This window comes from Buttiauxella sp. A111, assembly GCF_014189855.1.
In the GTDB taxonomy this organism is placed as follows: Bacteria; Pseudomonadota; Gammaproteobacteria; order Enterobacterales; family Enterobacteriaceae; genus Buttiauxella; species Buttiauxella selenatireducens.
In genome coordinates this window covers 90,593-105,094 of record NZ_BJFN01000002.1, presented here as the reverse complement: position 1 = coordinate 105,094, position 14,502 = coordinate 90,593, and the positions used below count along the sequence as shown (strand labels likewise).

At 51.1% G+C, this 14,502-nt stretch carries 16 protein-coding genes; 3 read left to right on the top strand and 13 right to left on the bottom strand.

Annotation, left to right across the window (positions count from 1 at the left end; translation table 11 throughout):
• Positions 1 to 28: 28 nt before the first annotated feature.
• The 9 genes from BSPA111_RS06635 to BSPA111_RS06595 all read right to left on the bottom strand — a co-directional run bounded on the left by BSPA111_RS06635 (position 29) and on the right by BSPA111_RS06595 (position 10,173).
• Entirely contained in the window at positions 29 to 1,204 is a 1,176-nt protein-coding gene (locus BSPA111_RS06635; protein ID WP_183270397.1) for an MFS transporter, read from the bottom strand.
• A gap of 320 nt (positions 1,205 to 1,524) precedes the next feature.
• Entirely contained in the window at positions 1,525 to 2,526 is a 1,002-nt protein-coding gene (proX, locus tag BSPA111_RS06630) for a glycine betaine/L-proline ABC transporter substrate-binding protein ProX (protein WP_183270396.1), read from the bottom strand.
• 57 nt (positions 2,527 to 2,583) lie between these two features.
• On the bottom strand, positions 2,584 to 3,663 hold the full coding sequence (gene proW / locus BSPA111_RS06625) for a glycine betaine/L-proline ABC transporter permease ProW (protein ID WP_183270395.1): 1,080 nt from the start codon (positions 3,661 to 3,663) through the stop codon (positions 2,584 to 2,586).
• Positions 3,660 to 4,859, bottom strand: a complete 1,200-nt coding sequence (gene proV, locus BSPA111_RS06620) for a glycine betaine/L-proline ABC transporter ATP-binding protein ProV (protein WP_183270394.1) — start codon at positions 4,857 to 4,859, stop codon at positions 3,660 to 3,662. Before proV ends, proW begins: the two co-directional genes overlap by 4 nt.
• Before the next feature lie 319 nt (positions 4,860 to 5,178).
• The gene (gene nrdF, locus BSPA111_RS06615) at positions 5,179 to 6,141 is read right to left on the bottom strand and encodes a class 1b ribonucleoside-diphosphate reductase subunit beta (RefSeq protein WP_183270393.1); all 963 of its coding nucleotides are present in this window, start codon (positions 6,139 to 6,141) and stop codon (positions 5,179 to 5,181) included.
• A gap of 9 nt (positions 6,142 to 6,150) precedes the next feature.
• Entirely contained in the window at positions 6,151 to 8,298 is a 2,148-nt protein-coding gene (gene nrdE, locus BSPA111_RS06610) for a class 1b ribonucleoside-diphosphate reductase subunit alpha (protein ID WP_183270392.1), read from the bottom strand.
• Complete coding sequence (gene nrdI, locus BSPA111_RS06605) at positions 8,271 to 8,681, bottom strand: class Ib ribonucleoside-diphosphate reductase assembly flavoprotein NrdI (protein WP_183270391.1); 411 nt, start codon at positions 8,679 to 8,681, stop codon at positions 8,271 to 8,273. The genes nrdE and nrdI overlap by 28 nt, the downstream gene beginning before the upstream one ends.
• Positions 8,678 to 8,914, bottom strand: a complete 237-nt coding sequence (nrdH, locus tag BSPA111_RS06600; RefSeq protein ID WP_183270390.1) for a glutaredoxin-like protein NrdH — start codon at positions 8,912 to 8,914, stop codon at positions 8,678 to 8,680. Before nrdH ends, nrdI begins: the two co-directional genes overlap by 4 nt.
• A gap of 827 nt (positions 8,915 to 9,741) precedes the next feature.
• The gene (locus BSPA111_RS06595) at positions 9,742 to 10,173 is read right to left on the bottom strand and encodes a carboxymuconolactone decarboxylase family protein (RefSeq protein WP_183270389.1); all 432 of its coding nucleotides are present in this window, start codon (positions 10,171 to 10,173) and stop codon (positions 9,742 to 9,744) included.
• 132 nt (positions 10,174 to 10,305) lie between these two features.
• Between BSPA111_RS06595 and BSPA111_RS06590 the strand changes: the two genes are divergently transcribed.
• Positions 10,306 to 11,637, top strand: a complete 1,332-nt coding sequence (locus BSPA111_RS06590) for a PLP-dependent aminotransferase family protein (RefSeq protein WP_183270863.1) — start codon at positions 10,306 to 10,308, stop codon at positions 11,635 to 11,637.
• A 71-nt stretch (positions 11,638 to 11,708) separates the two neighbouring features.
• On the opposite strand, the gene BSPA111_RS06585 is transcribed toward BSPA111_RS06590, so the two are convergent.
• Positions 11,709 to 12,035 carry a DUF883 family protein gene (locus BSPA111_RS06585; RefSeq protein WP_183270388.1) on the bottom strand — a complete coding sequence of 109 codons (327 nt, stop codon included), beginning with the start codon at positions 12,033 to 12,035 and terminating at the stop codon, positions 11,709 to 11,711.
• A gap of 160 nt (positions 12,036 to 12,195) precedes the next feature.
• Here BSPA111_RS06585 and BSPA111_RS06580 point away from each other — a divergent pair, with 160 nt between their 5' ends.
• Positions 12,196 to 12,537, top strand: coding sequence for a DUF2002 family protein (locus tag BSPA111_RS06580; RefSeq protein WP_183270387.1), 342 nt, complete (start codon positions 12,196 to 12,198; stop codon positions 12,535 to 12,537).
• A gap of 54 nt (positions 12,538 to 12,591) precedes the next feature.
• Here BSPA111_RS06580 and alaE read toward each other — a convergent pair whose 3' ends face one another.
• The gene (gene alaE, locus BSPA111_RS06575) at positions 12,592 to 13,047 is read right to left on the bottom strand and encodes an L-alanine exporter AlaE (protein WP_183270386.1); all 456 of its coding nucleotides are present in this window, start codon (positions 13,045 to 13,047) and stop codon (positions 12,592 to 12,594) included.
• A gap of 335 nt (positions 13,048 to 13,382) precedes the next feature.
• On the opposite strand from alaE, the gene BSPA111_RS06570 reads away from it, so the two are divergent.
• Positions 13,383 to 13,670, top strand: a complete 288-nt coding sequence (locus BSPA111_RS06570) for a DUF2623 family protein (protein ID WP_064513252.1) — start codon at positions 13,383 to 13,385, stop codon at positions 13,668 to 13,670.
• A 54-nt stretch (positions 13,671 to 13,724) separates the two neighbouring features.
• Here the strand turns inward: BSPA111_RS06570 and BSPA111_RS06565 are convergent, their stop codons facing one another.
• Both BSPA111_RS06565 and BSPA111_RS06560 read right to left on the bottom strand, forming a co-directional pair.
• Entirely contained in the window at positions 13,725 to 13,904 is a 180-nt protein-coding gene (locus BSPA111_RS06565) for a hypothetical protein (RefSeq protein ID WP_183270385.1), read from the bottom strand.
• A gap of 73 nt (positions 13,905 to 13,977) precedes the next feature.
• Positions 13,978 to 14,502: a rhodanese family protein gene (locus BSPA111_RS06560; RefSeq protein ID WP_183270384.1), complete on the bottom strand. Its 525-nt coding sequence runs from the start codon at positions 14,500 to 14,502 to the stop codon at positions 13,978 to 13,980.

Here is a 14,502-nt window from a genome sequence, read left to right as displayed (position 1 = left end):
TCTCAGTGACTTTATAGGATTAGTCACATCACGGTTGGCGGTGATAACCACGCCACCACACTACTAAATTTAGTAGGGCTACAATGGCACCTGCTGCGCACACACCAAACCATCCTGCGTGCTGATATGCGCTGGCTGAAATAACAGAGCCCGCAGCACCCCCAATGAAATAGCTGGTCATATAACCGGCAGTCAGACGATTTCTCGCATCCGGCATCATGCGATAGATAACCGTTTGGTTAGTGATATGCACACCCTGAACCGTTAAATCGAGTACCAGTATCCCAATGATGAGCGCGATAACGGAATACTGCCCCATCGCCGTTGCAATCCACGAGAGAAGCAACAGTACCAATCCGATGGTGGTCGTGAGATGGGCTTTACCTTTATCGGCAAACCCGCCTGCGGGACGTGCACCCAACGCTCCTGCTGCACCAGCGAGGCCAAATAAACCAATCACCCCTTCCGAGAAGTTAAACGGTGGTGATGCCAGCAGAAATGCCATCGACGTCCAAAGAATGCTGAAGTTGGCAAAAGTCAGGCAGCCGAGCAGCGCGCGGGTACGCAGCAGCGGATTTTTGATAAACAGGCTGAATACTGAAGAGAGCAATTGCGGATAATTTAAATGAGTCTCGGACTTCACTTTCGGCAAACCACGCCACAAAGCCAGCGCCATCACCACCATTAACACACTCGCGACCCAATAAACGGTACGCCATCCGCCCAGGCCTGCCAGTAGCCCGGCCACGGTACGTGCCAGCAAAATTCCCAGCAGCAACCCGCTCATAATGGTGCCGACGACTTTGCCTCGTTTTTCTGGCTCAGCAAGCGTTGCGGCTAACGGGACGAGGATTTGTGCCACGACCGAGAACAAACCGGTGAGTGCGGTGCCCAGAATCATCATCCACAGAGTCTGGCTGAGAGCCACAATCACCATGCCTCCGGCAGCCAGTAGCGTCATAAAGACAATGAGTCCGCGGCGTTCAAACATATCACCCAGCGGTACCAGGAACAGTAGACCGACGGCGTAGCCTAACTGCGCGGCGGTAACGATAAATCCGGCCTGGTTAATCGAAAGGGAAAAGGCATGAGCAATGGTGTCGAGCAGGGGTTGTGCGTAGTAGTTGCTGGCAACGGCCAAACCCGTGGCGAGAGACATCAGGACGATCAGAGCGGGGCTCAGTCCTTGAGTGGAATTTTTCATTCTATTTCTTCGGTTTGTGATGTTAGAACCGGAATAATAGCGAAAATTAGTGAGGCAAGGGGTCGGATTGTGCGGTTTGTTTTAGTTGGGGGCGCCCTCATCCCGGCCTTCTCCCCCAGGAGAAGGAGAAAACCGACTATCTCCTCTCTCTAAGGGTGAAGGAGAAAACCGACTATCCCCTCTCCTGGGGGAGAAGGAGAAAACTGACCATCCCCTCTCCTGGGGGAGAAGGAGAAAATTGATTATCCCCTCTCTCTAAGGGAGAAGGAGAAAACCGACTATCCCCTCTCCTGGGGGAGAGGGTTAGGGTGAGGGCGCTCTTAACGTAATGACTTCGTAGCTAACGCTTCATTCACCCAGCCATCAAACTCAGCCTGGTGCGCTTTAATCCAGCCATCAACGTGCCCCTGAATATCCGCTTCTGACGCTTTACCATTGTGCATCATCGCATTCTCCGCGTTGATATCCGCCAGTGGCAGTTTCATCAAGCTAAACAGTTTCGCCGCCTGCGGGTTTTTCTCGGCCCAGGCTTTGTTCGCAACGATATGCATGGTGTTCACAGGGAAGCCATAATTGGCACCATTTGGCAGCTTGGTATCCACCTCTTTTTGTTTGCCCGGCATAGAAGAGAACGGCACTTGCAGCCACACCACATCTTTACCCGGAACCATCACATCACTCACCCAATAAGGGGTCCAGGTGTAGTACAGAATCGGTTTGCCTTCTTTGTGGCGCGTAATGGTGTCGGCAATCATTGCCGAGTAGTTGCCCTGATTATGTTCCACGGTATTGGTCAGGCCGTAAGCACCAATCTGGTGATTGATAACCGCTTCGCAACCCCAGCCAGGCGTACACCCGGTTAAATCCGCTTTACCGTCGCCGTTGGTATCAAACAGCTTGGCGATCTTCGGATCTTTTAGCTGCGCGATGTTGGTAATTTTGTATTGTTCTGCCGTTTTTTTATCAATCAGATAACCCTGTGCGGCACCCTGAACGTAGGTCCCTTCACGGTAGAATTTCTTATCACCGCCTGCGGCTTCAAACATATCGTCATGCAGCGGTTTCCAGTTGGTAGCGATAAACGTGGTATCGCCTGCGGCCATGGATGTGTACGCCACGTTGTAATCCACTTCACTAGGTTTGTTAACGGTATAACCCAGTTTCTCCAGGCCACGGCTTACCAGTAAAGTCTGGAATGATTCTTCTGAGATGGTGCTTTGTGCAGGCTGAACCGTAATACCTTTACCCGGCAAATCGGCGGCAAAAGCGCTGGTGGTTACGAGGGTGGCAAGGGCTGTAGCGATAATCGTCGTGTGTCGCATCGTTATTCCTTTTTAATGGTGATGGGGCGTGCGGCGGCACGAATGCCGCCAGCATGCTTATTTGATGAAGGGACGGGTCAAAAGACCAATTGGGCCGGTGTTGTACCAGCGGCGATTGCCACGGCTGCGCGAATCGCGGCCAATGGACTGAGTTAAACGGTCGAGAATAATCGCCAGGATAACGATCCCGACGCCGCCGACGGTCGCAAGACCCATATCGAGGCGGCCAATACCACGCAGTACCATCTGTCCAAGACCGCCGACGGCAATCATAGACGCGATAACGACCATTGAAAGTGCCAGCATCAACGTCTGGTTTACGCCCGCCATAATGGTTGGCATCGCCAGCGGCAACTGAACTTTAAACAGCATCTGGCGCGGGCTTGCGCCAAACGAACGTGACGCTTCAATCAAATCTTCCGGGACCTGCTTAATCCCCAGAATCGTCAGACGCACAATCGGTGGCAGAGCAAAAATAATCGTCACGACAACACCCGGTACGTTACCGATACCGAACAGCATCACGATCGGCACCAGATAAACAAACGCCGGAGTGGTCTGCATTGCATCTAACAGCGGACGGATGATCTTCGCGGCACGTTCACTTCTGGCAAGCCATATGCCGAGCGGCAAACCAATAATCATGCAGAACAGCAGGGCGGTCAGAACTAACGCCAGCGTCACCATCGCTTGCGACCACGCGCCAATCGCGCCAATGGCAATCAACGAAACTAACGTCGCAATCCCCATTCCCAGACTGGACATCTGCCATGCAATTAACGCAAACAGGATGATCGCCACAGGCGCAGGCATCCCCAGCAAAAAGTGCTGGAAGCCACTGAGGATGTAGTCCACAGGCACACGAATCCCCTGGAACACGGGGCGGAAGTGCGTCACCACCCAGTCGATACCGTGTGTCACCCAGCTATCGAGTGGGATCAGTGTCTTATGAAACGGATCCAGAATATTGAAATGCTCTGGAGCAGGTGCCGGGGCTGTATTCAGCCAATCTGCACTACTGCTTGCAGCCGGTGTGGACGCAGCCTGGCTACCCCACGCATCGGCGGTTGCTGCGGCTTGATTTGTTGTTGCGTCGGCAGTCGCACTGCCGGTATCCCACGGATTTGATGCACTCATTGACTTACCCCCTCACGATCTAACGCCTGCAGCAGAACCCCTTTCGAGATAATGCCCACGTACTGACTCTCTTCCCCAACAACCGGAACTGCACACGGTGCCTGGCCTACATGGGTGAGAAGATCGCTCAGTGACGTATCAGCGGAAACGGCCGCTGGAGATTCGAGGTAAGCATTGTCCAGACCCTGACCCGTAGCCAGTGCGGCTTTTAGCGAATCAGTCGAGACAATCCCGAGGAATTTCTGCCCACGTTCAATGACATAACCGAATTCACGGTCTTCATCTTGCAGCAGTTTGAGTGCCGAGCGTGGGCCAAAACCGGCGGTTTTGCGCAGTAGGCCAGCCGGGTTACGACGGGCAATATCTTTCGCGCTAAACACCTGGCTAATATCCACACCGCGGAAGAAGGTACGCACATAATCATTCGCCGGATTATTTAAAATTTCATCCGGTGTACCGACTTGCACAACTTCACCACCTTGCATAATGGCAATACGGTCGCCAATACGCATTGCTTCATCCAAATCGTGGGAAATAAACACAATGGTACGTTGATGTTTCGCCTGCAATTTAATTAACTCATCCTGCATCTCAGTACGAATTAATGGATCGAGGGCAGAGAAGGCTTCATCCATCAATAATATATCTGGATTAATTGCCAAAGCACGGGCCAAACCAACACGCTGACGCATACCGCCGGAAAGCTCATCGGGATAAGCGTGGGCATAATTTTCAAGCCCAACCTGACGCAATGCATCAAGCGCTTTTTCCTGACGTTCTTTTAACGGAATACCGGCTAATTCCATACCAAAAGCGGTATTATTTAACACCGTCATATGTGGCATCAGAGCAAAGGACTGGAATACCATGGAGATCTTATTTTTGCGTACTTCACGGAGTTCCGCGTCTGATATTTTGGCGATGTCGACGCCATCAATCAGTACCTGTCCACGGGTTGGTTCAATCAGGCGATTGAGAAGGCGAACCATGGTGGATTTACCAGAACCTGATAACCCCATGATGACAAAAATCTCGCCTTCTTCAATTGCCAGACTGGCGTCTTTCACGCCAAGCGACAGCCCTGTTTTCTCCAGTAATTCAGCTTTTGAAATGCCCTTTTCGATATATTTGAATGCGCGCTGTGGATGCTCACCAAATACCTTATATAAATTCTTCACTTCAAGTTTAATTGCCATGCAATAAAGTTATTCCTGTATTTATATATTTATACACAATTCCTGATGGAAATATTCACTGCATATACCCTAACATACTCAGAATCTGAGACAACCCTCCATTTCCGATATATCCAATATCCGTGACAGCGATGTGGCCGACATTTCCCATGAGTAAAGGGCTGAGAGCAATTCAGAGAAAGATGATATTTTTTGTAACGAGGAGGGTAATTAGCCTGACCAGGGCGATATTCAGGCTAAAATGTAAGGTTTTATTTTGTATTGTTGGTAGGAAATATCTCAGTCAAAAATATACAAAATATCTCTGGCATATTCTCGATTAAAAATCCCAATCTTCGTCCTGAGTTTCCACCGCTTTCCCCATCACATAAGACGAACCAGAACCTGAGAAAAAGTCATGGTTTTCGTCAGCGTTTGGCGAAAGTGCCGCGAGTATCGCAGGGTTCACCTCACTCATTTCAGGCGGGAACAGCGCGTTGTAGCCCAGGTTCATCAACGCCTTATTCGCGTTGTAACAAAGAAACGCTTTCACCTCTTCGGGCCTGCCAACGCCACCGTACAGCGCATCGGTATATTCCACTTCGTTATCGTAAAGATCCATCAGCAACTCGAAGGCGAAATTCTGCAACTCGGCCTGGCGTTCCAGACTTTGCTGGGCCAGTGATTTCTGGAACTTATATCCGATGTAATAACCGTGCACCGCCTCGTCACGAATAATCAGGCGGATAAGATCTGCCGTATTAGTCAATTTGCCGCGACTTGACCAATACATCGGTAAATAAAAGCCTGAATAGAATAAAAAGGACTCCAAAAATACGCTGGCAATTTTCTTCTTCAGCGGGTCATCAGCATGATAATGCGCAAGGATGATTTGCGCCTTGCGTTGCAACGGCGCATTTTCCTCACTCCAGTCGTAGGCGGCATCAACATCTTTGGTTTGGCAAAGTGTTGAGAAAATCGAACTGTAGGAGCGGGCATGTACCGCCTCCATAAAGCTCACATTCGACAGCACCGCTTCCTCATGAGGTGTTATCGCATCCGCCATCAACACGGGTGCCCCTACGGTATTCTGGATGGTGTCCAGCAACGTCAGCCCGGTAAACACGCGAATGGTGAGTTGCTGTTCGTCGTGCGTCAGCGACTGCCACGCCGGAATGTCGTTGGACAGTGGCACTTTCTCTGGAAGCCAGAAGTTACTGGTCAGGCGGTTCCACACTTCGAGGTCTTTCTCATCCTCGATTTTATTCCAGTTGATGGCACTTACGCGGCTTAACTCAGTCATGTTCTCTCCTTATAAAGCGCAGGAAACGCAGCCCTGAACTTCGGTGCCTTCCAGCGCCATCTGGCGCAAGCGAATGTAATAGAGCGTTTTGATGCCTTTCTTCCAGGCGTAAATCTGCGCTTTGTTAATATCGCGAGTCGTTGCGGTATCGCGGAAAAAGAGTGTCAGCGACAGCCCTTGATCGACATGACGTGTGGCTTGCGCGTAAGTGTCGATGATTTTTTCCGGGCCAATGTCGTAGGCGTCCTGATAAAACTCCAGATTGTCGTTGGTCATAAACGGAGCTGGATAATAAACGCGCCCGGTTTTTCCCTCTTTGCGGATCTCAATGCGCGAGACAATCGGATGAATACTCGACGTCGCGTGATTGATATAAGAAATCGATCCGGTCGGCGGAATGGCCTGCAAATTTTGGTTATACAGACCGAACTCCATGACATCGTCGCGCAACTGCTGCCACTGTTCGCGTGTTGGAATATCGATACCCGCACTGGCGAACAACTCGCGCACTTTTTGCGTTTTCGGCTGCCAGCTTTCTTGCAGATATTGGCGGAAGTACTCCCCGTTCGCGTAACGTGATTGTTCAAAACCGGCAAAGCGCTGTTTGCGTTCCCGCGCCAGCAAATTTGATGCACGTATGGCGTGCCAGGTGACGGTGTAAAAATAGAAATTAGTGAAATCCAGCCCTTCAGCAGAGCCATAAGCAATACCTTCGCGTGCCAGATAACCGTGTAGATTCATCTGCCCGAGGCCAATAGCGTGCGAAGCGGAATTTCCGGCCTCAATAGAGGGCACTGAGCGAATATGGCTCATATCGGAAACCGCCGTCAGCCCACGGATCGCCGTCTCTATGGTCTGGCCAAAATCAGGCGAATCCATGGTATGGGCGATATTTAGCGAGCCGAGATTACAGGAGATATCTTTGCCAACCTGCGCATAATCGAGGTTTTCGTCATACGTCGAAGCGCTATTCACCTGCAAAATTTCTGAGCACAAATTGCTCATATTAATGCGCCCGGCAATCGGGTTTGCGCGATTGACCGTATCTTCAAACATGATGTACGGATAACCGGACTCAAACTGGATTTCCGCCAGTGTCTGGAAGAAATCGCGCGCGTTAATAAAGGTCTTACGGATGCGTTCGTCTGCCAGCATTTCCTGATACAAATCGCTGACTGCAATATCGCCAAACGGCTTCCCGTAAATACGCTCGACATCGTAAGGTGAGAAGAGCGCCATCGGATGATTATCTTTTGCCAGCTGGAAGGTGATATCCGGGATCACCACGCCCAGCGAGAGCGACTTAATGCGGATTTTCTCATCAGCATTTTCACGCTTGGTATCGAGAAAACGTAAAATATCGGGATGGTGCGCGTGCAGATACACGGCCCCCGCGCCCTGACGCGCACCGAGTTGGTTGGCGTAAGAAAACGCATCTTCCAGCATTTTCATCACCGGGATCACACCGGATGACTGGTTTTCGATTCGTTTAATCGGTGCACCGACTTCTCGCAAATTCGAGAGCAAGAAAGCCACGCCGCCACCGCGTTTCGAGAGCTGAAGTGCCGAGTTCACCGCGCGGCCAATCGATTCCATATTGTCTTCTATTCGCAGCAAGAAGCAGGAAACGAATTCGCCGCGCTGCATCTTTCCGCAGTTCAAAAAAGTCGGCGTTGCGGGCTGGAAACGGCCACTGAGCATCTCATCCATCAGGCGATTTGCCAGATTCTCGTCACCTTGCGCAAGGGTAAGCGCCACCATGCAAACTCTGTCCGGGAAGTGTTCCAGAACCTCTTTGCCATCCCGGGATTTGAGCGTATAGCTGGTGTAATACTTCCATGCGCCAAGGAACGTCTGGAATTTGAACCCGCTGTTACTGGCTTTTTCAAATAGCGCTGTGACAAAACGGCTTTCGTAACGTTGCAGCACGGTGTTGTCGTAATAACCTTCTGCCACCAGCCACTCGAGGCGAGCCTGCTGATGGGGAAAGTGGCGTGAACGGGGCAACACATGCTGTTTATGGAAGTGTTCTATTGCCAGTTTGTCTTTCTCAAACTGGATCCGCCCTTCGGAATCATAGAGATTCAACATGGCGTTGAGCGCGTGAAAATCCGCGCTTTCCGTCGCCATTACGCTGATAGCTTCTGTCGTTGCCAAAATTCTTTGACTCCCTTACGCACGTTTTCGATGTCCTGTTCAGTGCCGAGCAGCTCAAAACGATAGAGATACGGCACCTGGCATTTTTGGGCTATCACGTCGCCAGCCCGGCAAAAACCTTCGCCAAAGTTACGATTTCCACTGGCGATAACGCCCCGCAGTAATGCACGGTTGGTCGCATTATTTAAAAATCGAATCACCTGGGCGGGCACTGAACCTGCAATTCCGCCACCGCCGTAGCTCGGCACGATCAAAATGTAGGGTTCCGTAACGATCAGCCGCTGTTTTAGCTCCAGCGGGATACGCAGCGCGGGCAGTCCCAGGCGCTCAACAAAGCGAAGGGTATTTTCCGAGGTGCTCGAGAAGTAGACGAGATGACTCATGAGCTGACTCGGGCGCGCAGGCGGTTGATCATGTCCGGGCGAAACCCGCTCCAGCTTTCCTGATCGGTAATGACGACCGGCAACTGGCGATAACCTTGAGCGCGCAAATCGTCCGCTGCTTCTGGGGTTAAATCGAGATTAACCAGCTCAAAAGTGAATCCACGGCTTTCGATTGCGCGTTTGGTGGCGTGGCATTGGACACAGTCATTTCGAGTGTATATGGTAATGCGCATGATTCTTATTCTCTCTATGGTTGAGAATATGAATACTAGATGTGGGAATGAAAATTATCAACCATACAAGATATGGTATTTTTGGTGAGGGGTATTTTGCTCCTTCTCCTGGGGGAGAAGGTTGGGATGAGGGCTAATTGTAGCGAAACAACCCTCACCCTAACCCTCTCCCTGAGGGGGAGATCTGTAAACTTCGCAGGTTTTCCGTTCACCTGTACGGTTGGTCATCTCTTCAACCGTTGTTAACGGTGAACGTGCCAGGTGGCTAGCGCCAGCCCCCTGGCAACCCCGGCGCCCGGTCTTTAAATTGCCGCTGCGCGGTAAACCCCAGCTTATCCCCAACGTTCAGGGTCGTTCGCGATTCGCTCCCGGCGATCGCTCACTGGCGTGGTTCCCGACCACGCCACCCTGACTTATGGGGAACACTGGGGCAATTTATACCGGGAACAAGGTCAAAACCGCTTCGGCTTTTGACCTTAGGTTTTGACGTTGACGTTGGTTCCGGCTTAAATCGCGCCGTTTTTTGCCCTTCAGTCGTGGTTGAGCCGCCGGGAGCGGCGAAAGAGAGCGATCGTCGGGAACGAATCGCGAACGACCGCGAATGTTGGGTAAAAAACGGTGTTTACCGCGCAGCGGCGATTTATTTGCCGGGAGTCCGGGTTCTTAGGGTGGCGACGGTGGCCACCCTAAGTCGTTCACCGGTTCGGTGACTCCATATAACTGAGAACTTTGGGTGAACGGAACCTTCACCGTTTCCGGCATAAACACCCCATCCTGGTCTCAACGATGTGACTAAGAGACAGCCCTTATGGATAAGGGAAACCAAACTACATACGCATACTGATCGCCAGACGATTAAACGCGTTCATCAGGCTGGCGGTAAACGTCAAATCGCTAATTTCCTGGGCGGTAAAGAATTGCAGCAACGGTTGGTACACCGCATCTTCGGCGCCACCTTCGGTAATGAGTGTGACGGCTTCAGCCCAGGCGAGTGCTGCGCGCTCTTTGTCGCTGAAGTGATGACTCACTTTCCAGCCCGCGAGTGCATCCAGTTTGGTCTGGTCAACGCCATCTTTGCGTAGGGCTTTTGAGTGCATTTCCAGGCAATAGGCGCAGCCGTTAATTTGCGAGACACGCAGGAAAACCAGTTCAATCATGGTTGAACCCAGTGAGCTGGATTCCAGCCCTTTCAGCGCCTGAAGCATTGGCTTAAATACTGCTGGGGAAAGGTCAAAGTAGGGCTGGCGTAATTCGATCATGGTGTTGTTCCTCATGTTGGTGTGCGGACAATTTAGCACTATGATGGACTACTAAAGAGAGCCATAAATTAACTTAAAAAGCAGGCCATAATGGCAAAGACGAATGAACTCGTGGTCAGTGCCCACCACGCTATCCCGCGTTATCAACAAATCGCCAGGCAACTCAAACAGGCAATCAGTGACGGTGAGCTGGTGGCTGGGAGCCGTTTGCCATCAAGTCGCACCATGGCGCTGGAACTCGGTGTGGCACGGGCGACAGTGGAAAACGCCTATGGAGAACTGGTGGCACAAGGCTGGCTGGAAAGACGCGGCCAGGCTGGAACGTTTGTCAGTCCTTCCGTCACATCGGGGGCAAATAACGTTGCGAATGCACTGAGCCAACCACAAGGTGCGCCGCGTCCGTTTCAAATGGGGTTGCCCGCCCTTGACGCTTTTCCGCGAGGGTTGTGGGCGCGGGTTATGGGGCGGCGTCTCCGTCTGCAAACCCGCTATGACCTGGTCATGCCCGAATCTAACGGTGAATCGACACTGCGCCAGGCCATTGCCGACTATTTACGTTTTTCGCGCAGTATTGACTGCCAGCCGGAGCAGATATTTATCACCGCCGGTTTTCAGGCTGCGATGCGGCTGGTGGTGCATACGCTGGCAAAATCAGGGGATGGAATATGGCTGGAAGATCCCGGCTACCGCTATGTGCGCCCGGTTTTCGACGAAGCAGGGATGGCGTTGCATCCTGTGCCCGTCGATGGCGAAGGGATGCAAATTGAATACGGGATAGACCATTTTCCTGACGCTCGTTTTGCGCTACTTACGCCCGCTCATCAAAGCCCGCTTGGCGTGGCGTTGTCGCTGGCACGCCGCCATCAACTACTCGACTGGGCGGCGGTCAACCAAAGCTGGGTGATTGAAGACGATTACGACAGCGAGTTTCGCTACCACGGGAAACCCTTACCCCCGATAAAAAGCCTCGATGGTCCGCAGCGAGTGATCTACGCCGGAACATTCAGCAAATCACTGTTTCCGGCACTGCGCGTCGCCTGGTTGGTGGTGCCGCAACAGCAGGTCGAGGCATTCTCACGGCATACGCATTTCTTACCCTGCACCGCCCCGTTACTGATTCAGCAAACCATTGCCGATTTTCTTCGCGAGGGCCACTTTTGGCGACATTTGAAAAAGATGCGTTTGTGCTACAGCGAGCGACGCGTATGGCTGGAACAGGCACTGCGAGAGCAAGGGTTCGATGTCGTACCGCAAGCCGGAGGCATTCAACTGGTGATGCGTGTCCGTGGCGATGAGCGCGAATGGGTGGCTAAGGCTCGCGAAGCGGGGCTGGCGGTGCAGGCATTAAGTGACTGGCGAATGGTGTCAAAAGGGGAAGGGGGGATTTTGATGAGCTTTACTAATCTGACTTCGCCGTCACTTGCGCGACAGGCCGCAAAGCAATTGCGTGAGGCGATCAGCTGAGGACGGAAAATAAAAACCCCGGAAAGGTTTCCGGGGTTAGACGCATATTTATTATCACTACGCTTTTATGACTAACGTCGGGACGCGAGTAAAGCCCCGATGAAGATACCCACGGCGGCGCTAATACCTACGCTCTGCCAGGGTTTGTCGCGCACATAGGTATCAGCGCAACCGATCGCATCACAAGCGGCTTGTTTTACTCGGGTGCGACCCTGAAGGCGAGCACGCGTCTCTTTCAATAGAGATTCCGCTTTTTTGCGGGCGGCTTCCCCTTCTTCTTTAACATCGCTACCGAACGATTTGAGAACCTCTTCCAGGGTGTCAGCCAGTTGGTTCACGTCACGGTTAATATCATCAACACCTTCGTCTACATCATTTCGATTTACGCGGTTAAACATTAGTTTCTCCCTTTTTGCGATGTACCACTAAGTGTAGACCATAATATTTAGTCATGAGGGCGTACACTCTCTTTCGTGGTCTTTATGGACTAATCTGAAAGCGTTGCTAATGCTGGATATTGTAAGGTTGCGCTGCAATAAAAGATGATGAGGAAAAAATATGTATTTACGACCCGATGAGGTGGCCCGCGTCCTTGAAAAAGCCGGTTTTACCATGGATGTTGTCACACCCAAAACGTACGGATATCGCCGTGGCGAAAATTACGTGTATGTCAATCGTGAAGCGCGTATGGGACGAACTGCGCTTATCATTCACCCGACGCTAAAAGAACGAAGCCAAACCCTGGCAGAACCAGCGACGGACGTTAAAACTTGCGATCATTACCAACAGTTTCCACTCTACCTGGCTGGCGAAATTCATCAGCATTACGGTATTCCGCACGGCTTTAGTTCACGCATTGCGCTGGAGCGTTATTTGTCTGGTTTGTTTGGCGAGCATTAATCGAAACCGGCGTTGTTGCACGTCATGGCGCAACGCTAACACCCTTGAGCGTGCTCAAACCCCAGCTTTTGCATTCCGGTAACCGCTGATACGGAACAGACGGCGGCAATAATCCAGAAAATAGCCATACGCTGCACCCATAAGCATCGACACAATAATGTTCGAGCTAACCGCAGCCGCTATCTGGTTCCAGTCAGCGCCGACCGACCACAAAATGACAACGTAAACCGGTGACTGGAAAGTCACGTAAGCCAGCACGTCTGCAAGATTTTTTGCCCAGTTAGACTGGCTGTAGCGTTTAGTGAAACGCATGAACGCGTCGCGATAGAAACCGTAGGGCCAGGCAATCAATATATTGACTGGAATGGCAACCAGACGCGAAGAGAGTGACTGCTCAAAGCTCATGCCGGAGAGGAAAATCTCTATCATCATGTTTACAACCGAGCAATACACCACCATTGCAAAAGTATCCGCAACTGCATGGCGCAAGCGTGACTCAGGAGAAAACATTATTCCGACTCCATATGAAAATTAGAGAGATGCACTACCCGCAAGCGCTAATGGCAGTGCTAATAAATGGTTTAATTTTGTTCGACTAGATTATATCGCTGCTTGGAATTGGACAATTAGTGATAAATTTTTATTTACTGACATTTTGTCAATAAAATCCGTTAAATGGGACAGAACAGGCAGAGTTTCCTGATTTTGTCGTTTAGCTATTAATTTTCAGTTGTAAATCATATGGTTATATTTTCACCGGTTGCTGCTGTTTTTTGGGCTATCCAGCACATGAATTTTCGTTATATAATTATTTATATAACGAAGGGGCGGACAGGAGCATTCAAGTGGATAACCATTTTGGTAAGGGATTGATGGCAGGGCTAAAAGCCCGTGAAGCTGACAGTGTCACCAGGGTGACTCGCTTCTGTTCGGACTATAAACGTGGTTTTGTTCTGGGGTTTAGCCATCGCATTTCGGAGCAAACCGGTGACCGCCAACGTGCTGCATGGGAAGCAGGCGTTTTGACGCGTCGCTACAACCTCGATAAAGAGTTGGTCGCCGATTTTTTCAAAGAGGTGAATGCTGACACCGCAGTGAAATGTTTTTTTGCCGGATATGAAAGAGGGTACTGATTGAACGTGTCAGTTTCAGGCGGGGAAAAGGTTGCCCGCCTGAAAATCACATCATTAGCAAACACCAAAATCGTCGTCTTCTTTATACAAAGTCACGTCTTCCGCTTTTAGCGTGACTTTTTCACCGCTCAAAATATTCCGGGGGGTACAGAAAAGTGTATCTCCCTGAACATCCAGCACTTCATATTTCGGGCCACCTTGCTTGGGTTGCACCAAATCGCCAGCTTTGAACATAATTAACCTCGTTTAATCGACACAATGTATACCGTTAACCATAGTCCAAAGCGGCTGGTTTTATACTTGCGAGTTAGCGCTTATTCCACGGCATAATGGCCAGCAAGCGAGCCATGCCGCAAAAACCGCTGATACCTGCAAACAACAAACCTGCCCCCACAAATCCCGACAGTAAAAAGAAGCCAGGGTGGATAGCAAAACCGAGAATCACCCCTGCGAGAATCAATGTCCCTGCGGCTATCTGCACCTGGCGCATTAACGGCAAAGGCTGCGATTTATCTGCGAGCATTTCCTGGCCATCTTTCTTCCACGCCGTTAATCCGCCTTCAATCAGCAAAACTTTGGCTGGAGCCACCGCATCCGCCAGCTTCTGCGCATTTTGAGCGGTGCGCATGCCGGACTGGCAATAAAAAATGACCGTATCAAAGGGATCAAACGGGCCAAGTCTGTCGCCATTTTCGATGGCAGAAAGCGACAGTAAATGTGCCTCGGCAATATTCTCGCGCGCATATTCGTCGCGCTCGCGGATATCAATCAACGCAGCGCCTTTGGCGAGCAGGACTTTGGCTTCGGCTGGGGAAATAGTCTGAATAGTCAT